This is a genomic window from Agrobacterium bohemicum (genome assembly GCF_001562555.1).
Classification (GTDB): Bacteria; Pseudomonadota; Alphaproteobacteria; order Rhizobiales; family Rhizobiaceae; genus Agrobacterium; species Agrobacterium bohemicum.
Genome location: NZ_KQ961034.1, coordinates 70,315 through 93,542 on the forward strand (window position 1 = coordinate 70,315; position 23,228 = coordinate 93,542).

Genomic DNA, 23,228 nt, shown 5'->3' on the forward strand with positions numbered 1-23,228 from the left:
TTAATTTGAAATCCAGACCTCTAGAGTTCCTGTGTCGACGAGAGAAACTTGCTTTACCGCCAACGGAACAGATGCGATCCGTGATGCCGATATAGCTTTTGCCAAGGCCTCAGCCGCAGCTTTGTCTTCACCAGTTTTGTATCGTATCTCGTTTATTCCTGCGGCTGATCTGATGCGCTCACCACTATCACTTTGTACTCTCCAGCCACCTGCTTTAAGCGCTGCATTCAAGTCTTGAATACTTTCGCGTGTAATAAGGCCAGCAAATTGGATAAATACTTTGTAATTTGAGGAAGTAACACCTGCGTTATTTCCCGATATAACCTGTGGAATTTCATTTTTAGAATCAATAGCTTGGCTATTGAGTTCAGCGACGCGGTCTTCAATGACGTTGCATCTCTCCCAAAACCTTACCAAGCAATACGTTGGGTTAATAATACCCTGATCTCTAAACAACGCCGACACTACAAAACATACTGCGACGACACAAAAGCAAACAGTCAATGTGTATCCAATGATATATTTTGTTACCCTATCATCAATAATATTAGCGATGATTATCAGGACTGTTCCAATCCCGATTATATAAGCTGCCACAAGAATTGATGTTTTTATATCAATATTAAAGTTCGTAATAATAGATATAGCAGCGAATATTGCTATAGCTGAAACTATTATAGTTGAAGCACTTTTGTTGAGTTTTGTGAGCTGAGATATAGCAGCTATAGGTGATATCGTGGCCATCTGCGTTTCCTGAACGGAGAAAAATATGCGCTACTGACATCGTAAGCAACGCTTCGCGATGAAATCATAAAAAATCGGATAGTTATGTATTAATCCCCTAGGTTAACCATGATATATTTGGTATTATCAGGTTGCAAGTGGAAAAATTAAAATCTCTTCTGAGTAGATTTTTTTAATCAAATCTAGCCGGGTAATTTCAATTTTTACTCACAATTTTGAAGTGCTTCGATGCCTAGCTTTCAAGCCTTTTCTTAATCTGCGTCCGTAACCTTTTCGTGCACTTAGGGCATAACCGTTTAGGGGCACGATGCTAATATTGACGCTAAGTGCTTTCGCCTTAGCTAGAGCATTGACCTCGGACCATGGCTGAATCAGGCACCAGCTCGCCTAGTGACAATACGTGCAGATAATTCGTGCTGCGCTTCAGACCGCTCTCTACGGGACGTATAGTCCTTGTAGAGCTCAGTGTGACCAACGCGCCCTGAACGCGGCGGCAGCCCACGCCGACGGTAATGCTTCGATGGCGGTCCAGCCGTAGAAGCTGATGCACAGCGTGTCCGGCTGGCTTCACGAGCCGGTGGATTGCACGGCACGCAGGCTCCAGCCGGTCGACGTTGGTGTCGTTGGCAATGGTGCGGCCCTGCCGGTCACGGTAGTTGCAGATATACGGCGGGTCGGTGAGGACGAAGTCCACCGACGCGGCGGGTAATCCGGCCATGACGGCAATGCAGTCGCCATGGATGACCGTGTTTTCGGGAACAGCCACCTCGGGGAAGACGAGGTGGCCATCACGGACGCCGTAGTTGGCGGGGCGCATTAGCTGCGCCCCTTGCGGTTACGTGTTTCCGTGGCCTTGGCGCTGCGGATTACGATGCGTCCGTTGAGCGGCACGGCATGCAGGGTCATGTTGAGACCGTCGCCGTCGGGGTGCTGCCATGCGGCTCCGATTTTGGTCCAGAAGGCTTTGTCGCCTTCGCCGTCCACCACGTAAACGTCATGGGTCGGGCGGAGGGTGGTTTTAGGTTGGCTCATGTCAGGTTCTCCCGTTGGTTTACGGTCACGTCCTTCGCGACCGGTCGGGGTGTCTCAAGGCCCTGATAAGGGGCAGGCTGCAATGGAGGGTCCGGCTGAGGCTCCCTTGGGATACGGCTGGATGCCTTGCGGCCTGACCCGCAGGGACTAACCACGACCAATACCGGTCGCGGGCGTGATCGTGCCAATGGGAGGCACATGAAAGCCAATCGCCACCTTCCGTTCCCGCCACAGGACAGGGGGAAGCGCGAAGCACCGTCACGAGCCTCCCGTCGCCCGCATTCTCGCCGGAACGGAGCAGGCGGAACGCGTACCATGCAATCTCTTGGGCAGATGGCCCGATCAGCCCCGTGACCTCCGGTGTTCGGCCAGCCTGTGCTCGGGAGACCGCTTGCGGCGGCACACGGCTGGAGGGTTACCGGAAACGGGGCAGGGTCCCATCGTCTGCCGAAGAGATTGCATGGTGCGCGTGCAGGCAGCGGAGTGAAAAGGCGAGACCGGTCGGATGTGCAACATCCGACATGCGGGCGGCGGGCGGTTCGTCACTCGCCAATTTATTGGGGAGTGACGAACCGCAGCCAAACCCACGGCAGCCGCTATCTTCACGCAAAGGTTTCCACATGACCCGCAAATGAGCGCGGTTTAACGCTCCGCTTCGCTGATCATTTTCAGCGCACACCGCTGGAAATTACAAACCGGGTGCGTTCATTATCCCGCTAGATCACGCCTAACGCTGATCCATCTACCTCACCGTTTCCCCAGCAAAAAGGAGGGCATCATGCATGCTCATTATATTCGCGCGCCGCCGCAGCGGTACCTACTCCCGACACCCGTTCACATGCGAACCCGTGCCGGTGCCCAGCAGGGCAAACCACGCAGGCCAGCCATCCGGCTGGCTCGGGAGGCTTTTACCGACGAAAGGACATGACTGACGCATTCCGGCTTCTGCCGCGAATGACCTTCGCGGGATGACGACTTCCAAGGAATCGCCATCAGCCATCAACACTCACCGCCATTTTTGTGGAGGAGAACAAGATGGATAACTTAACTATGGACCTCGTGCGTCTGAGCCAGCGTAACCGTGATGGCTCGTATGGCACCCAGACCAACCGCCGGCGCGGCCTGACCGCTATGGCGAATGACCTTGACGATCTCGGCTATAAGCTGCCATCGGCCGCGTCGCTGAAACCGAAACATATTCAAGCGCTGGTGGAGAAGTGGCTCGATGCCGACACCACTGATGCCAGTATTCGTAACAGGCTTACTTGGCTGCGCTGGTGGGCGGAGAAGATCAACAAACCGAACGTCGTCAACCGTGACAACGCCGCCTATGGCGTCGGGGAGCGTGGCGAAATCACCCGCAACCGCGCCCAGACACTTGACCCGGCAAAGTTCAAAGCGATTGAATGCCCGTACATCCAAGCCTCACTGCTGCTGCAATCGGCATTCGGCCTGCGCCGCGAAGAGGCGATGAAGTTCCAGCCGCTGACAGCGATACGCGGCGAGTACATCTCGCTGCAAGGCAGCTGGACCAAAGGGGGCAGGGCTCGCACCGTGCCAATTACCACGCTGGAACAGCGCCAGGTTCTCCAGCACGTCATGAAACTCATGCCCGGTCGCGGCTCGCTGATACCGGCACACCTCAGCTACATCGAACACCTCAAGCGGTTTGAATACCAGACCCTCAAGGTGAACCTGCGGAATACGCACGGTCTGCGCCATGCGTATGCGCAAAAGCGCTACGTGGCACTGAGCGGACAGGTATGCCCGCTGGCAGGTGGCAAGAACTGGGCAACCATGACCCAGACTGAGCGCGAAGCCGACCGCGCCGCGCGTCGGCAGATTTCTGCCGAACTGGGCCATGGCCGTCTCAAGATCACCGATATCTATCTGGGGAGTGCATTCTGATGAAACGTTCCGACGGCAATGTTCTGATGGCCATGAACCACCGCGCCCAGTACGCCAAGAAACTGTTCAACCCCGCCACCATCGCCACGGCTATCGACGCCGTGGCGGCGGAGGGCCATCGCCAGTATCGCGTGGTGCAGGAGATACCATTCGATCTGTCCGGCACCGCCGCGGCCCGTGCGCTTGAGATGTGGTTGGATCAAGAGAAATTCAGCTATACGTGGCCGCCACGGTTTTTGGAGCAGGATGCGTTCAGGCCTTCGATTGCGACGGAGCATCCGGAGTTAGTGGTATTATGGTAAGTTGAGTAGTTCCCTAAGAAAATCGGCCGAACTGACTAAGTTTCTTCTCTGTGATTTCTTAAGGCTTAAGATTTTGTCTTGCTTGAATATCAGCGATTCTTCTTCCATAAGTTGTTTATCAGATTCCATGCGGGTGAGATAAAAGATGAGCAGGCCACCGAGAGAAACGTCACCGCAGCAAGCATCCACTGGAAAGGCCGAGTTGGAGTTGCTGAAAATGCAAGCAGAGGCGATGAAGAGACAAGCTGAAGCTACGATTGAGCAATCAAGATCCATTGACAGGCAGACAAATTTTTCATTTTTACTTAAAGATTTTGAAAAAGTATACGATGTTTACCTGTACTCACATAGCGAACGGTCGGAATCTATCAAAATGTTTCTTACGTTGTTGACGGTTCCTTTCGTTTCTCTTTCTATTTTTGGATGGGCAACTAGAATAAATCCAGCCGACAACACACTTGAAGCGCTGATTAAGAGCTTTCCCAACTGGGTGTTTTGGCTTTTCTTACTGGTTGGAGCGGCTGGTTTGGTCCCGTTTCACCGGTTTGTCGCTGCTCATTGTAATTCTTACAAAATGATGAGGTACATGAACAACTATCGCCTTCTGTATTTTCAGTTCTTGAAGGATGATATCAATGATCTCAAGTGGAGATCTGTTATTGAGAAAGATCCTAGGCACCCTAAGGCCACATTAAACCTTCATTGGACGTCAATTTTTTCTGTAATAGTCTGCGCTACGAATACATTGTACATGTGTATTGGAGTATATTACTCTGATGGAGCGCAATCTTCATGGACATATATTGCTTTTAGTGTTTTTATTAGCATAATATTGCATGGGCTTATCGTATGGAGTGAAATTAAAACGGCAGATTTGGATAGACTCAAGATATTCCACGTGCCTGTCGATGCGTTGCTTAAGAATATTGATAATGAAGTAAAATAGCATGATTTTATTGAAAAACAGCGAAATAGGTCAGGTTTGGCTGGAGTATATTCAGTCTGTGCTTAGTAACGGTGAATGGGTTTTTGATAACCGCGAGGAAATATTTGAGACCACATCGATATGTTTCACAATATCAGAATTTGATGATGTTAATGGCATTTTATCACGCCATTCTCAAAAAAAAATAATCGAATTATACACAAGGAAAATGTTTTCAACGGAAATTATTGAAGAATTAAATTCGACATATGGGGATCGATTTTTCAACAATATTGGAGTTAATCAATTTGAATTGGCGGTCAAAAAGTTAAAAGAGAACAAATACGCAAAATCAGTTTTCATTCCTTTAGTTGTACCCAATGATCCCGGCCCGAGGATACCCTGTTTAAGTGCGGTGCAAGTGGCCATCAGGCATGGCGAGTTGGTGATGTTCGCAACATTTAGATCTCAAAATGTATTTAACTCCTACGGGAATTTCTTGGGATTGAAAGAACTCTCCGTGCGATTTGCCACCGAGCTCAACGTTGCTAGCGGTCCAATAAATTTCTTTGTTAATTTCCCACATATATATCGAAGCGATGTTCCTCGTTGCCAAGGCATTATCTCTGCCGAGACAACTGGAGATAAAACTTAAGGTTATTCCTGCTCGATCTTTTCAATTTGAGTTTCGATCGCTAGTCTGCTCAAGTCAGGCCGGGGCAGTCATATGGGCAAATACGATCCATTCGGAGGATGGCAGCGCGATATCGCGTCCTTCTTCAACTGGGGCAAATGGGGCTTCAAAGCAGGACGTCATCTTAAAGCCCGTTCCGCACGGAAACGGGTTGAGCAACTCTACGGTCCCGAAGTAGCCGATGCCGTCGAAGCTGCTGTCACCTCAGGCCGCGATCCCAAGCCCATCATCGAACGCGCCAAACGCGATCTTGCTGCCCGCGAAGAACGCGAGCGCCAACTTGCCGACCCAACACCGCTGTATGGCTCCGCCTGCTGGCCAACCTCTGACGATCTCAAACGCCTCCTGCGCGACCGCGCCGCCTTCAACGACCCATGTTCCATTTTGCTCGGCACTTTCACCGACGAACGCCAAACCTCACCTGCTGGGTTCGTCCACTGGGATGGCGACGGCCATCTGCTGACCATTGCCCGTACACGGACGGGCAAGGCACTAACCACGATCATTCCGAACCTCCTGCGCTATCAGGGAAGCTGCGTGGTGCTCGACCCCAAGGGAGAACTGTTCGAGGAAACGTCCAAGTGGCGCAGCACCCTAGGCCCGGTGTACCGGATCGCCCCGCTCGATGCCGGTTCCGGTAAACCTGTCCACCGGTTCGACCCGCTCAGCCGGGTCAAACGCGAGTCCGACGCCCGCGCTATCGCTATGCAACTCTTTCCCCACGATTCAAAGGCCCCGTCGTTCTTTATGGACGACGCCGTCGGAATCATGACCGGCATGATTATGTACGTCCGGTTCAAGGCTCCACCACATCGCCAGACCATGGCGACGGTGTGCCAGATGGCGATGCTGAAGGGGCAGGCGCTGCTCAACGTAGCCCGCGATATGCTCACGTTCCCGCCGTCGAAGGACGCGGGCACAATCATCCTCGAAAAGAACTCCCAGACCAGCCTCAAAACCCTACAAGACAGCCTGTCGAGCAAGCTCTACGAATGGAAAGACGCGGATATTCAGCGAAGCGTCAGTGGTAACGACGTAAGCTTCGAAAACCTCAAGGATCAGACCGCCACGGTCTACATCGAAATCCCGTTCAACATGATGACGACGTTTTCAGGCTACCTGCGTGTAGTCTTGAAAGCCGCCCTCGATGCCATGCTGGTGAATCCGCGCCAGCCGGACATACCGGTACTCTTCGTCCTCGATGAGTTCTTAAGTCTTGGCTCCTTTCCCGAATACCGCGACGCGATCCACACCCATGCGGGGGCAGGGGTCCGCTTGTGGTTTTTTCTCCAGAACATCTACTCAATCGAACAACATTATCCGAACAACAGCTGGCGTCCGTTCCTGAACTGCGCGGTCAAGCAGTTCTTCGGCATCAATGACGACGATACCGCCAGAATGGTCAGCGGCTATCTCGGTCACAAGACCCATGCGATCCGCACCACCAGCAGCAATACCAACGTGTCATCGCATCTGGGCGGCTGGAGCGGTGACGCTTCGACCAACAGCGGGTTTTCCATGACGGAGGGCATCCAGTTCCTTGGTCGTCCGCTGCTGACCAGCGACGAGATCAAGGAACTACTCGGGGAATGGCAGGGCGACGGCTGGCGCTACGGCATTACCGACATCGCGGGCAAACGCCCGTTCAAGACGCAACTCGTGATCCACGAGAAAAGCGAAGCATGCAGGCAAAGGGTGGGAATGCAAACGCCATAGGGGGCAGTCATGACAGGGGACGTGGACGTTCGTCGCATACGCAATAGCAGTTTTTTGACGTGGGTCGGGCTGGTGCTGGGCAGTTGGGTTGGACTGCTCTGGGGCAGTCTTTTGTTTATGCCGGTCGGCGCGGGATTTGGCATTGCAGCAGCCAGTGCCATGGGCGGCTACATCGCGGTGCCGCTGTGGGGTACGTTCTGGGGTCTGACCGGCCTGAGTGGTCAGCGTAATAAGGCATTACGTGATCTCGGCATTAAGGTTTTGCCTGATGACGACCCGCTAACCCAGCGGGTTGGGGCTCTCGCGGCGCGACTGGGCCTCACCACTCGCCCGTGGGTGGCGATCATGCCGCACAACAATGCCTTTGCTATCGGTGCGACGCGCAACAGCGCCATGGTGGTGCTTGGGCAACCATTGATCAACACCCTGACCGATGCCGAGCTTGATGCCATCATCGGTCATGAACTTGGCCACATCGCCACCAATGACATGCGGCGCATGGGGCTGGCCCGTTCATTCCAGAACGCCTTGGTCTGGTATTTTGGATTCTCGCGCACCCTTCAACGTTGGGTCCGCTGGATACTAACGTGGATGTCGGAATTCCTGATCCTTGCGATGTCGCGCAGGCGCGAATACTGGGCCGACGCCGTAGGTGCGGCGCTGACCAGCAAAGAGGACATGATTTCAGCGCTCGAAAAACTTCACCACAAGCCACGCCTCAGTTCCTACGAGCGGCACCATGCCCGGCTCATGATTCATGGTGTCGATAGCTCGGTGTTCTCCACGCATCCCAATTTTCTTCAGCGAAAGCGGGCGCTCGAAAAGGAAAAGTATCTGCGGTTCGTAAAAAAGCCGGTGGTGGCGGAGGAGGTGTTGGCAGCCCCGGTGACGTTGCCGCTGGTGGCGGAGATGGCTTATGTAAATTCGAAATAGAATTAGAAAGTGCAGTTGCTTTTACACCGACAAGGTCTTCAGCGAGACGGGGAGCGTCAATGAACTGGAAACTTAAGAGTCTGATGTTTGTATTTCTCGTTTCAACGCAAAGTGCCGTTCGCTCTGAGGTTTTCCGTCTCGAAACGATTGTTTACCAAGAGGACCAATCGTGTAAGTACACGTTGTCACGACCAGATTGGCAACACAGCATCAAAGACCTACTTCGTGACATACTGAATATAAATATTCAGTATGTCCGACTCGAGCCCCAGCGAATGCTAGTTACAAACCTAGGAAACGGTAATGCAGTGAAGTTCAAAACAAAATACAGGGGGATGTCTGGTGATGATAATAATGAGATTTACGAGATTATTGAAATTGAAGGAATGGCTATCCTTGGTAAAGACGGCATATTTATAAAAGTCACGAATACAAATCATGTGACTAAGCCCTATCTGTCGGGTAAATTTATTACCTGCGAACCTGTTTCAGTTCCTCATGACGCAAGATTGACATTGGAAGACATGAAAAAGATGGAAACAAACAGAGTGCGCGAATTTGAACGTAAATCCGCTGGAGCTTTGGACGAGGCTACCGGATTTATGCTGAAACGGGCGGCCGATACGACTGGATCAGCAAAACATCTAATTAAGTCGAGGATTGATGCCTATGTTGAAGAGACCAAAACGCATCGCGAAAAAGGCCTCAAATCCAAAGATACCTCGGCCCTCGAATGGTCAAACCACAGGGCGATTGAAGCTCAGTATAATTGCAACATTCTCTTTGGTGGTGATTGTTAGCGCATGCTTTGGGCCAGCTTATGCTATTTCTCAAGATAAGATGATATGTATGACGCAAGAGTATTGGTTCGCAAAACTTGGGCCCGCAGAAAAAGATATCTACGAAGAAATATCGAAAAAATGTCAACTGAGCGATGAGCGATCAATGGAGATCGACGAGTTCATCGATACGGCGACGGCAACTGTTGAAGGCGGCGGCGATGAGTTTTTTGCAGCTGTCTACGGACAAGAACAAGCAATTTTATTTAGGGACGTGACGCGGGAGACCTTGCGTTTCATGCAAGCTGTCGACGCTCACGTTATAAGAAATGCACCTATCGAATAAAGTGATCACCTGAAAGAAAGTCGTTTGAAGTCATTTACAGTGATTTCAGAATATACCGAGCAACGAAAGCGAGCGGCAACAGCACCCATTGATCGGAAAGGCGGAGCGCCGGATGAAGACCTGTTTGTATTGTAGTGAAGAAAAGGCAGAGAAGGAGTTTTCTGACGAGCATATCTGGCCAAATGCCCTTGGAGGCGATTTTTTACCCAAAGATATCTGGAGAACAGACGAGGTTTGCCAGCGATGCAACAGTATAAGCGGTTTGTTTGTGGACGGGGAGTTTATCCGTGGGTGGATCGGACAAGCGGAACGGTCACAAGGCTCACTGGAATATCTGGCCGGTAAAAAAGCTGTAGCGCCAATACCCTTGGACTATTTGGGACCTCTTCAAGGCATTCCGGTTCCTGTCGGACATATCGCGGATTATTGGGCAGGTCCGTGCGGCGCGAATATTATCCATATTCGTCCAGACGACGGTAATCCCAACTGGACCACTTACTCAGGTGGTAATCCGATTATCAAGAAAGGCTCGGGCGGAAGAGCATACATTGCGCTCACCTCCGAAGAACCGTTCTGGATCATGGTGAGCCTTGAATCCTTCCGCCATCACTTCGATAAAGCTGAGCGTTACGTGGTGAATGCCAATATTTCACCCGACTGGGGAATCGGCGTTCCCGATCCGGAAAACACCGTTCAAGCCGAAGATATGAAGACCGTAGATGCGGTCGATAGGAAAGGCCGTGCTGGAGAGAAGCTGCACCTCCGACCGGCTGTAGCAATTGACACGGGTGGACGTATGCTCGCCAAACTTGGCTTGGCGGTGGGATATAAGCTGCTAGGTGATGCGTTCCTGGCCACAGAGTATGCAAGCCATCTGCGGGCGGCGATGCGGGAAGGGGACTTTGAAAAGCGACGGGCTATTCCCGTGCGAGGTTCATCGTTCCTAAAATCTCCGAACAATCCCGAAGTAAATAAAGCGTTAAGCTGGCCGGGGGCATGGGTCCTGATGATCAATGTCATCGCCGACAAACTCTCGCTGAGTGTGATCTCCCCTTCGGGTCGTTCGATGACAGTACTCGTCAGCGATGAGAAATCGCTTTTAGGTCGCCTCGACGCAAAATACGCCGACGGGGTAGTTTGGATCACCGTGGTGGCGGCGAAGAAAGCGGTCGGCCCCTTCGCGCTTCCTGACTACATCACCCACAAGCTCAACGTTGCCTCTCTTCAGGAACTTGAAGACCTAGAAGCGATGCGCGGCGATCCGGCCATGCTGCCGCCGTGCAAGTAAAAAGAGATCATCTAGCTCTAGGGAGCGGCTATGTCGCGACTTTTTCGGTCCAATCGAACAGAGTGTCGTCATCGCCGCTCAGAGGTGTCTCAACACGGTAATGAAGCGATTGGTTGGGCTGTTCGAAAATGGTGACTGGGCGAGTCATCCGGCACTTGTCTACGATAGCTTGGGCGGGATCACGCTCTCCGAAAAAGCCGATCAGCCTGTGTGAGCGGTTCCACTCTAACGCCCATACCCACGTCTCAGCGGTAGGGTGTTTGCGTGTCATTGCTTTGAAAAATCCGTCTGCGGTGATGCAATGAAACCTGAAATCCCAATCATTAATTTCCGTCATCAACTGGCGCATGACCGCATTTCCCCAGTCTTCCCACCTCACCATCTGGACGGGATGATATCCATGAAGCCAATAGCCACCGACCTGCGATTCCGTTTTGTAGGTCTGGAGGTAGAAGAACGCCATCAGCTGAAGCCTTGCCAGTTCAAAGGCGCGTGGTAATTCGATTTGGGGGGGCGAGGTAAACGCGATTTTCAGATTAATACCGGGGCCTAGGCTACCGTTTAAGTTGACGGTTTCCCGGCTTTGGCTGATTGGCTTGCGCGTTCTCCGGCTTATGGAATTTTCCGCACGTCGTCTTGCCTCTTCGATGGCAGGTAGATCGTCATGGGAGTGGCGGCCTGTGACATCAGGCGCAAGGGTGATAGCGGCAATATCGTCCTCAAGATCGGCTTTCTTATTGTTGCAGGCGCGGCAGGCGTTGACGATAAGATTGAACTGAGCGTTGAACTTGCCTTTGGGAACGAAACGTCGCCCGATCACATGGTCTTTGGTCCGGTTCAGGCCCGATAGCATCTCGCCGCAATACACGCAGCGGATATTTTTGAGTACGACGGCACGATTGGCCGGGAACGTGCGCATGTCTTGGTTCATTTTTTGAAGATTAGCCCCTCTTGATTTGAGGAGCTAGTCTAAAACAGTGTTCGATGTGGCGATCCTCACTTCTGCTGGGGAAGATTTACCTCCTTGCGTTGTGGAAAGATATTGTCCAGCAAACTCTAATGTTGAGTGTTCCCGTCGGATACGAGATGATGCCCATGCCTACACAGCAGGAAAGCAGCGTGCCTTGAAACTTCCCGATATAAACTTCAGAAATATCCGCAAACACCGAAGCTCCCAGAACGATGGGTTTGAGGAACTCACTCGTCAGCTTGTGTTGGCTGATCCACCTGAAAATTACTCGTCCATCGAGAATCGTGGTCCTGGCGCAGACGGCGGCGTCGAAATTGCCGTGAAGTTTTCGGATGGGCGTGTGTGGGGCTGGCAGAGCAAATACTTCCCTGATGGATTTGGGGCATCAGAGGTAACACAACTCAAAAAATCATTCAGATCTGCACTAACTCATTTTCCTCAGTTGGAACGCTATTACGTTGCTATTCCACGAAATCTGTCAGGTTCTGCTGAGGGTGAAAACGATACTCAGACGAAACAGTGGATCAATTTCAAAAAATGGAGCCAACAAGAATCTAATAAAAGAGGGCGGTCAGTTTCGATAGAGCTTTGGGATGAAACCTACTTCGTCAGTAAGCTGCAACGGAATGAAGCGCGTTACTCCGGAATGCGGTTGTATTGGTTTGACGAAAATTCCTTTGACAAGCAGTGGTTTGAAAACCAACTGAGTAAATCGCGCGATTACATTGGTAAGCGGTATCGCCCTGACGATCACGTTGATGTCGGCATTAACAAAAAATTGCAAATACTGCGACGCCACCATAGCGTTCGGGACCGTCTTACCTCTGTATCTAAAAACTTAATTGACGCGAGCATCGCGCTCCGTGACATCATGGGGACGGGCAGTGGCGCGGAGCCGCTACGCGAACATTGCGACAAGATCCAAGCTGAAGTGGAGCGAATTCTCGCGCTTTTGCAGGCCCTTAATGTAGACAACCTGTACGCCTGCGATTTGTCTGAGTGTCTCGATGACGTCCAGACGATAGACCGGGCTATGCCTGCTTACCAAGCGCTCCTTCAAGCCCGATTTGAGAGAATTGACGTTATCACCCCTAAAACGGACGAAACAAACTCTGTGTATGTTTATTCTAGTGCAGTTAGGAGTGCCATAAATGACGTCGCAGGATATTTGAGGAACGCCAGCCTTGTTTTTTCTGTTTCAGATCGAAAAATCCTTGGGCAACCAGCGCTGCTAGTGGAGGGGGACGCCGGAGCTGGTAAATCGCATTTAGTAGCGAAAGAGGTCGAATCTCACATCAGAGATGGTAATCCCGCTCTGTTTATACCAGCAAGAACACTGGACCACGGCGACAGACCCGAACAGGAGATCCTGAGATATCTCGATATCGCGGATATAAGATTTGAAACGTTTCTGGCGGCGCTCGATAGCGCAGCGCTCGCTGCCGGTGGGCCTGCGTTACTGATTATCGATGGCATCAATGAAAGCTTGAATGCTGCGGGCTGGCAGGCTGGTATTCCGGCACTGTATGGCCAGCTCAGAAAATTTGAGCGGCTAGCATTTTGTATCACCGTGCGTTCTTCTTATCACGACTTATGCATTCGGTCCGATGTGGATATTCCAAGGGTCTTCCACTATGGATTTAGAGGCCATTTGGGAGAGGCAGCTAAAGAATATTTGGATCGCCATGGCATTGAACGGTTTTCCGCTCCAGTTTTCGGCCTGAATGAGCTTCTTTTAAGTCCACTGTTTTTATCGACAGCTGTTGATTTCCTCAAATCATCCGCGCAAACTTCGTTCCCCCGAGGAATGGATTCTATTGCCAAAATTATCTCGTTTTGGCTCAAAGCCGTCGAGAAAAATCTCGTTGAAAAGCGATTTGACAGACTTTCATTGAACGACGGAAAAATCTCCAATGCCTTGAACAAAATAGCGGCAGAGATGGCTTCGACGGGAAGCGAATATCTGGCTTACGAGGTTGCAGCTAAACTCTGTGAAGACGCCATAAACCTAGGTCCGCCAGCAAAAGAAAGCGACAGGTTCATCTCCCGTCTTATCGATGAGGGCGTGCTTTTAGATTCTCCGTCGCGGGATGCAGAAAGTGGGAAACGGATTTCCTTCGGTTTCCAGAAGTTTAGCGACTTCTTTGTCGCTGAAGCTATTTTGCGAGATTGCAAAACTCCCGGTCAACTCGCCGAGGCGCTGAAAAATGGCGGGACATACGAATATGTTTTTTCGGAAGACCGCATCCATGAGTTTGCAGGGTTAAGGGTTGCTCTTCTCGCGTTGACGCCGATCCTCTGGCAAGTTGAGCTCCTCGACCTTGATGACAACTTCATGGAAGCCGTTGATGTATCGGTTGAAGACTTTCTTGCGTCCCTTCTCTGGCGACGTGGTGAGGCTATCACTGAGCGAACTGTCGAGCTCCTGGAGTCGCAACGCAAACCAGTTCATGGTGATGAACAGGTTATTGATGATACGCAGTGGTTTACTCTACTCCTTGCAATGGCAACTCTGCCCAATAGTCCCATTAATGCTGCATACTTGAAGCAAGAGCTTGCATCCCTAACGCTTGGTGAAAGGGACGCAAGCTGGTCGGTTTATTTGGTTGGCAAGAGCGAGACGTACGAGGATGACTGGTCAGTCGTGCAGCAACTGATAGATTGGGCGTGGGTCGCCCCCAAAATATCCGTCGAGTTGAGTAAGATTCATCTGGCCGCCACCGCATTGGCGTTGATGACTTCGACTACAGACAGACAATTGCGTGATTGTGCGACGAAAGCGCTTGCTAGTCTGCTTACGAAATATCCAGAGGAAATTCCTGCGCTTATAAACGAGTTTGAAACGTGGGACGATGCTTACGTGCGGGAGCGAGTTCTTGCCGCTGCCTCGGCCGGTGTCCTTTATTGCGAGGATAAGGCTTTAATAAAAGAAGCGGCAATTGCAGTCGACAATATGGTGTTCACTAGAATGCCGGTTGAACGGCATGCATGGACGAGGCGTTATGCGCAGATCATTGTGGATCACGCTGTGTTCAATAGCGCGGGTATCGATGATAAAGTGGTTGCGAGGGCGGCACCACCTTATGCTTCAGAGCCAATTAAAGATTGGCCTAGACTCGAAGACGTCGTGGAGCAGAGGGAGACAGCGCGATCAATTTTCGGTTCGGTCATCGGCTTCGTTCCAGCCCGGTTTGACGGAAGAGCGCCTACCATGGCAGGCGATTTTGGCCGTTATACGATGGGAGGAATCTCCAGCAGCTTTTCGCAAGAAGTTCGTAGAGGCACTCCGCCCCCAACGCGGGAGCAGGAAATTTCCGTTTTTTGGGAGCAAGTGGACGCACTTGGGGAGTCAGCCACGGCCCTGCACACTGAGATAGCGGACGTTTCCAGCCTGATTACAGAGACACGCTTCTCGGATTTGTTGGCGTCGGTAGATCCCGAAAACGCAGGCAAGGAAGACGTTGATAGCGCCAAGGACTTCGAGACGAGACTTACAGAGTTACAGCAAGAGCTTGTTGCCAAATTGCCCGAGCACTTGCGGGTCGAGTTTTATCGTATTAAGCCGTTAAACCGCTACGGTGAAAAAGGTATTCGTAAATTTTCACTATTGGAGGCTCAATACTGGGTATTCAAACGCACGTTGGAATTGGGGTGGAATCGAGCTCTGCATGAAAACGTTGAGAGGGAATCACTCGCATTTTCAGATGGAAGACGCGATCATCGTGTCGAACGAATTGGCAAGAAATATCAGCATATTGCCTACGGCGAACTAGTTGGCTATCTAGCGGATTATCACTGGTATGTGAATTGGGATCAAGAGCCAACTATTCTGGCGTGCCTAGAATCGTTCCAAAACGCGGATATTGATCCAACCTATTTTAGCGGCAGTTACAGTAGGCCAGTGGAAACATTTATGCCTGACGGCTTTGTGGTACCACCGATGGCGTTTGTGGTGGATACACCGAAACGAAATATGAATTGGACGAAAACACTCGATGATATTCCCGACCTAACGCAATATCTTGTCCAATCTGATCCGGAAGGAACACTTTGGGCGATGCAACGCTGCCATTGCAGAAGCCAAAACTACATGCGTGGGTTTGAAGTAGAGGAGCCCTTTCGAAGTGCTCAGTATGGCGTAGAGTTAATTTTGGTGAAACGTTTTGATCTGGACAAACTAGCTAATTTGACGACCGATGAGATCAGCGAAAATAACAGTGACGTCTTTGACCATGGCTCGACAGATTTTCACCTCTGGGCTCAATTGAGTTACAAGCATCAAGCATCTCCGCCCGTCTTATCTTTGGAGTATCAGGCAGCGGACTTTCAGTTTGCAAGGCCGAAAAAAGCGTTCTCACCCAAATACACAGAGTTTGACCACAGCGGGGTACGTGACGAGCCCGACTTCATTGCGCCTCATCCAGCCATATTAGGCTATATGAAATTAAAACCTAAGAACGGGTGGTCATCCGTTTTCGTGACGCAGGATGAGAAGCCAGCTTTTGCAGACAAGCCAAATCAGGGTGATAACGCTGCGTGCTTCCGCCTCGATATTATCGAAAAATTTGCAGAAGATCATGATTTAAAAGTTGCTTGGCGTGTCTGGGTGGAGAAAGACGGCGGGTTGGGAACACACAGAGCGGGGCCAGATCATAAGCAGTTCGCGAGAAACGACTATATCGGGTATTTTTTCCGGGATGGTGACGAATGGCAAGGCGATCTCGTCCGATTTAGAGATTGAGTGACTGCTCCCATGTATCACCGATTGCGGTCTTGTTCACGTTGCCGCTCTTCCGGACCACTCTTTGTGGGTTGTCTGTTATCCACTTCTAGCCAATCAAGATGGTTTTCCCACCGTTCCAGCGTCGCTTCATCCTGCGCTGGAGCGGGATCACCAAGCCAGTCCAGCAAGTTTTCAGGTGCCAGCCTGTAGTTCAGCGCGTCATCCTCACTGATTTCGCGGCTGTTCAGCCGCTCAACCTCATCGCATGCGGCATGGGGAACGCCGTTCGGCGCTAAAGTCACGGGAAGGTCTTCCCGTTCGACTTCGTCAAGCATCCGCCGTTCGGCTGATGCAAGCTCGCGCGGATGGATAGGTGATCCGTCCGGGTCGGGCACTGGCAGGTCGCGGTCATCATGGTTCGGAGTCATGCTTTCCCTTTCTCGCTGGCGCTGCCTGCGGGCACGCCGTTCCTCTCGGTCCGGCCCGCGATGCTGGCCCGGTGTGCGGTCAAGCTTGCGCTTGGCGTAACTGCGGCTGTCGATGGCGGCACTCACACCCGCCTTGGTCAAGGCGGCGTTGGCAACCCGCTCCCACGTCACCCGTGCTTCACTGATAAACTGCCGCCCGTCGGCACTGCGGATTTTCGGGCCAAAGCCCTCCGACGTAATAACGCGGGTGGTCAGCAGGATATGGATATGGGGATTGTGCTGGGTGCCATCGTCATGAATGGCGAAATCCGCGACAAAGCCCTGCGCGGTGTAGGCGTCAGCCATCGCGTGGGCAATGCCCAGCCACGCGGAGCGCGGCAGTTCACGGGGCAGGGCGAATTCTATTTCCTTGGCCAGCCGCGCATCGTGGCGCTTTTCGGCCAGTTCGACCGCGTTCCATAAACGCGACCGGTCGGCCATCCAGTCGGGTGCGCCAACAGGCAGGCGGATGCTGCTGGTGATCACGTCGCGGCGTCCACCGAAGTCCGACAGCCGTTCTTCCGCTTCGTTGGGTAACACTTCCCCAGCGCGGTACGCGGCGGCAGCGACGACGGAGCGTCCGTCGCTCCGGCTGATATTTTTGACATTCAGGTGATAGATAGCCAATTCACCTTGCTCCGGCACGGACGGGGGTTCAGGGGGTGTCCCCCTGACGCACTTGCCGGTTTTCTCCAGTTCGTCTTACGGCTGGTTAGAAAACCGTGCATCGCATCACCACCTCTTCAATGCGTACACATGGTGATGCGTAGGTGCGCTGTTACGCATTGATACATGCAGCCCGCAAATGTTCAAGCTGGTTACGCCTCGGCAGTAACCGCCTTCACCTTTCTACGCACGTTGATAGCCTTGGCATCCAGCGTGTTCTTTAGATGTACCGCATAGTGCTTCTCGATCATCTCCACGCTTGTCCGGCAATTTTTGGCGATCTGGTAAATGTCGGCACCTTCCAGCAGCCGCAGGCAGATATAGGTATGGCGCAGGCTGTAAGCCGAACGCCGGTTGCCCTCGCGGTCGGTCTTGAGTTCGCAGTCAGTCAGAACCTTGTTGAACTGTTTCTTGTGATCCTGCGGAAACACCAGATCGGTTGGCTTGGGCGCATTGCGCTTCACCAGCCGCTCAAACGGATGCACAGCGCCCGTGGTGCTCTTGCAGTAACCAAACCCACGTTTGCCGCGCACTTCGATCAACAGGATGCGCTCGCCGTTATCTGGGTCGGTCTCGAACGTTACGTCACGGTATTCCAGGCGGTTGGCCTCATCGGGCCGTAAGCCGGTATTGGCCATGAACAGGATGTAGTCATGCATCTGCGCAAGTGGATATTCCCAAGGCATTCCCTTGGCGGTTTTAATGCGCTCGCGGGTATGCGTGTAAAGCCGCTTGTATTCTTCGGGTGAAAACCACGCGCGGTGGCTGATCTTGCCGGACGCGCGATACGGCGCGGAAAAGTCGGGGAGGTGGCTGATCCAGTCGTGCCGCAGCGCGGTTTTCATAACCTGCCGGAGGGTGACGGTCTCATGGTGCAGGGTAGCGCGTGAGGGCACCTTGCCGGTCTCTGGATGAGGCACCAGCCGCATAACGCGGAATTCCTGTACCTTGCCCGCCGTGATGGTGCTGAGGCCGAGCTTCCCAAAGAAGGGGATGAGGTGATTGTCCAGCCGCGCTTGATGGTCTTTGACGTATTTTGGGTTGCGCTCGCCTTTGGTCAGCGGCACGTATTCGGTCATGAACTGCTTGGCGGCGTCGGCAAACGTCCGTTCCATCTTCAACTGGCCGATACGGCTTTTGCCGCGCAGTTCAAGATACCAGTCTTCGGCAAACTCTTTGGCCAGTGCCAGACTGTCGGTTTTGGAGCTGACCCGCCACTCTCGGCCTTCGAGGTATGTGGAGCATTGCCACAGCGAACTGTTGGCGCGGCGATAGACGCGAACCTTATCGCCAAGAATGGAATGTGAGGTCATTTAATCCTCTCAAACTGTGCGAGACATGTGTGAGAGTGATTCTAGCCCGTTCTCGGCCGTTATCAAGATGTAAGTTTTTGAATTTGTTGGTGAGAGGCGTGGGACTCGAACCCACGACCCGCGCATTAAAAGTGCGCTGCTCTACCAGCTGAGCTAGCCTCTCTCACCATATCGTTCCGCGTATCCCTCTGACACATAAACACAAAAGCTGTGTCAAATTCAGTTGCTTCAAAAGCCGGGCTGCGTGTTCCTCTGCGGCGGTGAAGCGCCCTTTGGAAGTGCGCGGAACATAGGTAGAGGCACGTCTGCGGTCAACCCATAAAAACGCGAATATTTCTCGTTCCCGCATTTTTTTGTCGCGAGCGCAAAAAGGTGATTGGTCGTAAGGGGTTGGCCGCGTTAAATGCGTTTCGAAATGTAGCGGAGTCAGTCCTTGTCCATCGCAGATATCTCTCTTTTTACAGCGCTTCTGGCCGGTGCACTCTCGTTTTTGTCGCCCTGCGTGCTGCCATTGGTGCCGCCCTATCTGTGCTACATGGCGGGCATCTCCGTGGAGCAGTTCCGGGATGAGCGATTTGAGGCAAAGCCGCAAGTTCGACGAGCGGTGATGTTTGCTGCACTGTTTTTTACGCTCGGATTCGCGACGGTGTTCGTGGCGTTGGGCGCAGGTGCGTCCAGTATCGGCATGGTGCTGCGCCAGAACCTGGATATCCTCGCCAAGATCGGCGGCTTCATCATCATTCTCATGGGGCTTAATTTCCTCGGCGTGTTCCGCATCGGGCTATTTTCACGCGAGGCTCGGTTTCAGAGCGGCGGCAAGCCAGCGACACTGTCGGGGGCGTATGTCATGGGCCTCGCCTTTGCCTTTGGCTGGACGCCGTGCATCGGGCCTGTCCTCGGTGCCATTCTGGGTGTGGCGGCTGCGAGAGATACGGTGGGGGAAGGGGCGATGTTGCTCGCCGTCTATTCCGCCGGGCTTGCCATTCCATTCTGGATCGCGGCCGTATTTTCGGGAAGCTTCATGCGGTTCCTGGCCCGCTTTCGTCGTCATCTCGGCGTGGTGGAAAAAGCGATGGGTGTGCTTCTCATCCTGACGGGGATAGCCTTTATGTCCGGTTTCATCACCAATGTCGCAATCTGGTTTCAGGAAAGCTTTCCAATACTTATGCAAATCGGTTAAAGCACTTATGGCATTACAAGCGGTGAGGGGGAGCCATGGCTGAGATCGCCGGATTGCTGTTTCCGTTTTTCGGACTGATCTTGATCGGCTATCTCGCCGGGCGCATTACCAAGCAGCCTGCCGAAGCGCTTGGCTGGCTGAACACTTTCATCATTTATGCGGCTCTGCCGGCGTTGTTTTTCAAGCTGGTTGCCAAGACGCCCGTCGATCAGCTGGCGCGCATGGATTTCGTTGGCCTTAGCCTTTTGGCGACGTACTCCATTTTTACGCTGCTCTTCGTGATCGGCTATTTGGTCTGCCGCAACAGCCTGGCTGATACCACGATTCAAAGCTTCGCCGGCAGTTACGGTAACATCGGTTATATGGGGCCGGGCCTTGCACTTCTGGCCTTCGGAGAGCGCGCCGCCGTTCCTGTTGCGCTGATCGTTTGTCTTGAGAATGCCATGCATTTCGTGACGGCCCCGGCGTTGATGGCGATTGCCGGGGGAGACAAACGACCGCCGCTGACGCTGGCGGGCGATGTGACGCGCAAGGTTCTGACCCATCCGTTCATTCTATCTGTCATCGCGGGTTTTCTCGCCGCCGTCATCGGCTGGCAGCCACCTCAACCGGTGCAGCAACTGGTGGACTATCTGTCGCAATCGGCAGCACCCTGCGCTCTGTTTGCCATGGGTGTGACGCTGGCTTTGCGCCCGCTGAAAAGAGTACCGGTTGAAATCAGCTATATCGTTCCTGCGAAGCTCATTCTGCACCCGCTGCTGGCCTATTTCATTCTGTCGTCCTTCGGCTCTTTCGATCCGATATGGGTTTCAACGGCGGTGCTGCTGGCCGCACTGCCGACCGCCACGAATGTCTTCGTCATCGGCCAGCAATATGGGGTTTGGCAGGAACGCGCGTCGGCAACGATTCTTGTGACCACAGGCCTTTCGGTTTTCACCGTCTCCTTGGTGCTTTATCTCATCCGTTCCATGAGCGTCTGAGGCTGCCGAAAATCATCGAGGGCAGGGCTTTGATGCCGCGGCCTGGCTCGATGCCTTCCCGCATGACCAGACCCCGCAAAGGCCCGACGCTGGAGAGAACATGCAGGCCCGCTGCGCGCGCCATCTGTACGGGCAGAAGGCTTGATAGCAGCGAGCGGTTCAGAAGATCGACGCTGAGCGTCCGGCTGACGACATCTGCGCGGCGGCGACGGTCGAATGTCGAGCCTGCATCACCGGGTATCGTCTTGCCCGTCAGCGTGCCGAGAAGTTCGGTCAACACGATGATATCTCGCAGGCTGAGGTTCAGGCCCTGGGCACCGATCGGCGGAAAACCGTGGCCGGATTCACCGACCAGCGCCACGCGGCCCTTGCCGTAACGATGCGCGGTCATGCTGGAAAGCGGCCACGTCTGCACGTCATCGGAGACTTTCACGTTACCGAGCATGGACTGCATGCGGTCCTCGATGCGGCGGCTGAGGTCTTCCAATGGAAGGATGGTGATTTCGGCGGCCTGCTGCGGTGTTACCACCCAGACAAGACTGGAACGGTTGCCGGGCAGAGGCACTTGCGTGAAAGGCCCCGTTTGTGTGTGAAATTCCGTGGAAACATTGCCATGAGGGCGGCTATGCTCGAAGTTCAGCACCATGGCGGTCTGTGGATAGGACCACGAGCGCACGCCGATCTTCGCGGCTTCGCGCACCTTCGACTTTTTGCCATCTGCACCGACCAGGAAACTTGCGGAAATCTGCTCGCCATCTTCAAGGGTGACGGTCGCCTCGCGTTCTGTGATTTCTATCGCGTCAGCGACGCCGTCGATAACAGTGATGTTATTTTCTTGCGCGACTGCCTCGCTTAACACCGTCAGGAGCGTGTGATTGGCCATGTTCCATCCAAAGGCGGGCAGGCCGATTTCTGACGAGCGGAAAGCCACCGTTGGCGCGCGCAGCAAACGGTCCGTGCCATCGATGATCTGCATGGTGGAAAGCTTGGCCGCGGATGGCTCGATCCGTGACCAGAGGCCAAGGCGATCCAGAAAACGAATGGACTGGTCCATCAAGGCCGTGGTGCGATGATCCGTCTTATCGGATATAGGCGCTATCAGCGCGACGCTGCGGCCTGAACGGGCGAGTGCGATGGCGGCGATCTGACCTGCAAGTCCTGCACCCACGATGGCAATCTCGAAGTTTCTCATCGTCCTGTCCAATCCAGCTTTTACCTTCAACACCTAATACGCGTTCCAACATAGAAGTTCGGACGTGCCGAATCCAGAACCCATCTGTGTCGCAATCGTCATGAGGACGAAGTAAAATGCATATTAGCATCAGGATAAGCTTTCGCGCATGGTTGCAAACAGCGATAAATGGCCGCATACCGGACTGGACGTAGTGGATAAAACACGAGGCGCCTGCGCTGACTATGAAGATATTCAAATACAAGCGTGTGCCTTACGCTGAAATACGCGCATTTTCCGTCCATATTCTCACCGCCTCAGGCTCGTTTCTGGCATTTCTGGGCGTGGTCGCGGCGGCAGAGCATCGCTTTGTGGATATGTTTTGGTGGCTCGGGCTTGCGCTTCTGGTTGACGGCATCGATGGTCCGATTGCACGAAAAGTGCGGGTCAAAGAGGTTTTGCCCAACTGGTCCGGCGATACGCTGGACAATATCATCGACTACGTGACCTATGTTCTTCTGCCTGCTTTCGCCCTTTATCAAAGCGGTATGATCGGCGAGCCATGGTCATTCGTGGCTGCTGGCATGATCGTCGTTTCCAGTGCGATTTATTATGCTGACATGGGCATGAAAACGGATGAATACTTCTTCTCTGGCTTCCCCGTCGTGTGGAATATGCTCGTCTTTACGCTCTTCGTCATCGATGCCAGTGCGACGACCGCAATGATCATCGTTACGATTTCCGTTGTCCTGACCTTCTTGCCGATCAACTTCCTGCATCCCGTGCGGGTGAAGCGCTTGCGGCCGCTCAACATGACTATTTTCCTTATCTGGTGCGCATTGGGCGGGTATTCTCTCCTTCTGCACTTCACTACGCCAGATTGGGTGGTGGCAGGCGTCGTTATTACCAGCATCTACCTTTACTGCGTCGGTGGCGTTATGCAGTTGCTGCCGTCACTGGGTGGAAAAACCCCGTCTTGAAAACAGTCGTTCAAAACTGTGGTTTTGAATGCGTTTTCAGTTGTACAGAGCCGTAAAACGGGTATCTAGTATCAATTAAGGGCACTGCCCAAATTTAGTGCATGACTATCG

General features: G+C 52.9%; 20 protein-coding genes and 1 tRNA gene. 13 read left to right on the plus strand and 8 right to left on the minus strand.

The genetic code is table 11. The features are described from left to right. The 3 genes from ATO67_RS18285 to ATO67_RS18295 all read right to left on the minus strand — a co-directional run bounded on the left by ATO67_RS18285 (nt 1) and on the right by ATO67_RS18295 (nt 1,776). Nucleotides 1-744: a hypothetical protein gene (locus ATO67_RS18285; RefSeq protein ID WP_067652595.1), complete on the minus strand. Its 744-nt coding sequence runs from the start codon at nt 742-744 to the stop codon at nt 1-3. A gap of 337 nt (nt 745-1,081) precedes the next feature. Next, on the minus strand, nt 1,082-1,561 hold the full coding sequence (locus ATO67_RS18290; RefSeq protein WP_067652597.1) for a class I SAM-dependent methyltransferase: 480 nt from the start codon (nt 1,559-1,561) through the stop codon (nt 1,082-1,084). Next, nucleotides 1,561-1,776 carry a hypothetical protein gene (locus tag ATO67_RS18295; protein WP_067652599.1) on the minus strand — a complete coding sequence of 72 codons (216 nt, stop codon included), beginning with the start codon at nt 1,774-1,776 and terminating at the stop codon, nt 1,561-1,563. The genes ATO67_RS18290 and ATO67_RS18295 overlap by 1 nt, the downstream gene beginning before the upstream one ends. 1,035 nt (nt 1,777-2,811) lie before the next feature. On the opposite strand from ATO67_RS18295, the gene ATO67_RS18300 reads away from it, so the two are divergent. The 9 genes from ATO67_RS18300 (at nt 2,812) to ATO67_RS18340 (ending at nt 10,667) form a co-directional block, all read left to right on the plus strand. Further along, nucleotides 2,812-3,684, plus strand: a complete 873-nt coding sequence (locus ATO67_RS18300; RefSeq protein WP_067652601.1) for a phage integrase N-terminal domain-containing protein — start codon at nt 2,812-2,814, stop codon at nt 3,682-3,684. Beyond that, entirely contained in the window at nt 3,684-3,986 is a 303-nt protein-coding gene (locus ATO67_RS18305) for a hypothetical protein (RefSeq protein WP_067652602.1), read from the plus strand. The genes ATO67_RS18300 and ATO67_RS18305 overlap by 1 nt, the downstream gene beginning before the upstream one ends. Before the next feature lie 145 nt (nt 3,987-4,131). After that, nucleotides 4,132-4,932, plus strand: coding sequence for a hypothetical protein (locus ATO67_RS18310; RefSeq protein WP_067652604.1), 801 nt, complete (start codon nt 4,132-4,134; stop codon nt 4,930-4,932). 1 nt (nt 4,933) lies between these two features. Next, nucleotides 4,934-5,566: a thymidylate synthase family protein gene (locus ATO67_RS18315; protein WP_067652606.1), complete on the plus strand. Its 633-nt coding sequence runs from the start codon at nt 4,934-4,936 to the stop codon at nt 5,564-5,566. Nucleotides 5,567-5,638: 72 nt separating this feature from the next. After that, nucleotides 5,639-7,321: a type IV secretory system conjugative DNA transfer family protein gene (locus ATO67_RS18320; protein ID WP_067652608.1), complete on the plus strand. Its 1,683-nt coding sequence runs from the start codon at nt 5,639-5,641 to the stop codon at nt 7,319-7,321. A gap of 9 nt (nt 7,322-7,330) precedes the next feature. Next, nucleotides 7,331-8,254, plus strand: coding sequence for a M48 family metalloprotease (locus ATO67_RS18325; protein ID WP_067652611.1), 924 nt, complete (start codon nt 7,331-7,333; stop codon nt 8,252-8,254). Nucleotides 8,255-8,313: 59 nt separating this feature from the next. Then, nucleotides 8,314-9,054 (plus strand): hypothetical protein, encoded by a 741-nt coding sequence (locus ATO67_RS18330; RefSeq protein ID WP_067652613.1) that lies wholly within the window; start codon nt 8,314-8,316, stop codon nt 9,052-9,054. A 49-nt stretch (nt 9,055-9,103) separates the two neighbouring features. Beyond that, nucleotides 9,104-9,379 carry a hypothetical protein gene (locus tag ATO67_RS18335; RefSeq protein ID WP_158667373.1) on the plus strand — a complete coding sequence of 92 codons (276 nt, stop codon included), beginning with the start codon at nt 9,104-9,106 and terminating at the stop codon, nt 9,377-9,379. 112 nt (nt 9,380-9,491) lie between these two features. Next, nucleotides 9,492-10,667: an HNH endonuclease gene (locus ATO67_RS18340; RefSeq protein WP_067652617.1), complete on the plus strand. Its 1,176-nt coding sequence runs from the start codon at nt 9,492-9,494 to the stop codon at nt 10,665-10,667. Between the two features lie 28 nt (nt 10,668-10,695). Here the strand turns inward: ATO67_RS18340 and ATO67_RS18345 are convergent, their stop codons facing one another. Further along, nucleotides 10,696-11,586, minus strand: a complete 891-nt coding sequence (locus ATO67_RS18345) for an HNH endonuclease (RefSeq protein WP_158667374.1) — start codon at nt 11,584-11,586, stop codon at nt 10,696-10,698. Nucleotides 11,587-11,791: 205 nt separating this feature from the next. Here ATO67_RS18345 and ATO67_RS18350 point away from each other — a divergent pair, with 205 nt between their 5' ends. Beyond that, entirely contained in the window at nt 11,792-16,378 is a 4,587-nt protein-coding gene (locus ATO67_RS18350) for an NACHT domain-containing protein (protein WP_067652620.1), read from the plus strand. Between the two features lie 17 nt (nt 16,379-16,395). Here ATO67_RS18350 and mobQ read toward each other — a convergent pair whose 3' ends face one another. The 3 genes from mobQ to ATO67_RS18365 form a co-directional block, all read right to left on the minus strand. Next, nucleotides 16,396-17,454 (minus strand): MobQ family relaxase, encoded by a 1,059-nt coding sequence (mobQ, locus tag ATO67_RS18355; protein WP_067652621.1) that lies wholly within the window; start codon nt 17,452-17,454, stop codon nt 16,396-16,398. Nucleotides 17,455-17,645: 191 nt separating this feature from the next. Next, nucleotides 17,646-18,806, minus strand: coding sequence for a tyrosine-type recombinase/integrase (locus ATO67_RS18360; RefSeq protein ID WP_067652622.1), 1,161 nt, complete (start codon nt 18,804-18,806; stop codon nt 17,646-17,648). 87 nt (nt 18,807-18,893) lie between these two features. Next, nucleotides 18,894-18,969 (minus strand) — tRNA-Lys (locus tag ATO67_RS18365). A 270-nt stretch (nt 18,970-19,239) separates the two neighbouring features. On the opposite strand from ATO67_RS18365, the gene ATO67_RS18370 reads away from it, so the two are divergent. Both ATO67_RS18370 and ATO67_RS18375 read left to right on the plus strand, forming a co-directional pair. Further along, the gene (locus ATO67_RS18370; protein WP_067652623.1) at nt 19,240-19,986 is read left to right on the plus strand and encodes a cytochrome c biogenesis CcdA family protein; all 747 of its coding nucleotides are present in this window, start codon (nt 19,240-19,242) and stop codon (nt 19,984-19,986) included. Between the two features lie 35 nt (nt 19,987-20,021). Beyond that, nucleotides 20,022-20,966: an AEC family transporter gene (locus tag ATO67_RS18375; protein ID WP_067652625.1), complete on the plus strand. Its 945-nt coding sequence runs from the start codon at nt 20,022-20,024 to the stop codon at nt 20,964-20,966. Here the strand turns inward: ATO67_RS18375 and ATO67_RS18380 are convergent. After that, on the minus strand, nt 20,944-22,158 hold the full coding sequence (locus tag ATO67_RS18380) for a UbiH/UbiF family hydroxylase (protein WP_067652627.1): 1,215 nt from the start codon (nt 22,156-22,158) through the stop codon (nt 20,944-20,946). The two genes, ATO67_RS18375 and ATO67_RS18380, sit on opposite strands and share 23 nt — an antisense overlap. Before the next feature lie 224 nt (nt 22,159-22,382). Between ATO67_RS18380 and pcsA the strand changes: the two genes are divergently transcribed. Beyond that, complete coding sequence (gene pcsA / locus ATO67_RS18385) at nt 22,383-23,117, plus strand: phosphatidylcholine synthase (protein WP_067652629.1); 735 nt, start codon at nt 22,383-22,385, stop codon at nt 23,115-23,117. Nucleotides 23,118-23,228 lie beyond the last annotated feature (111 nt).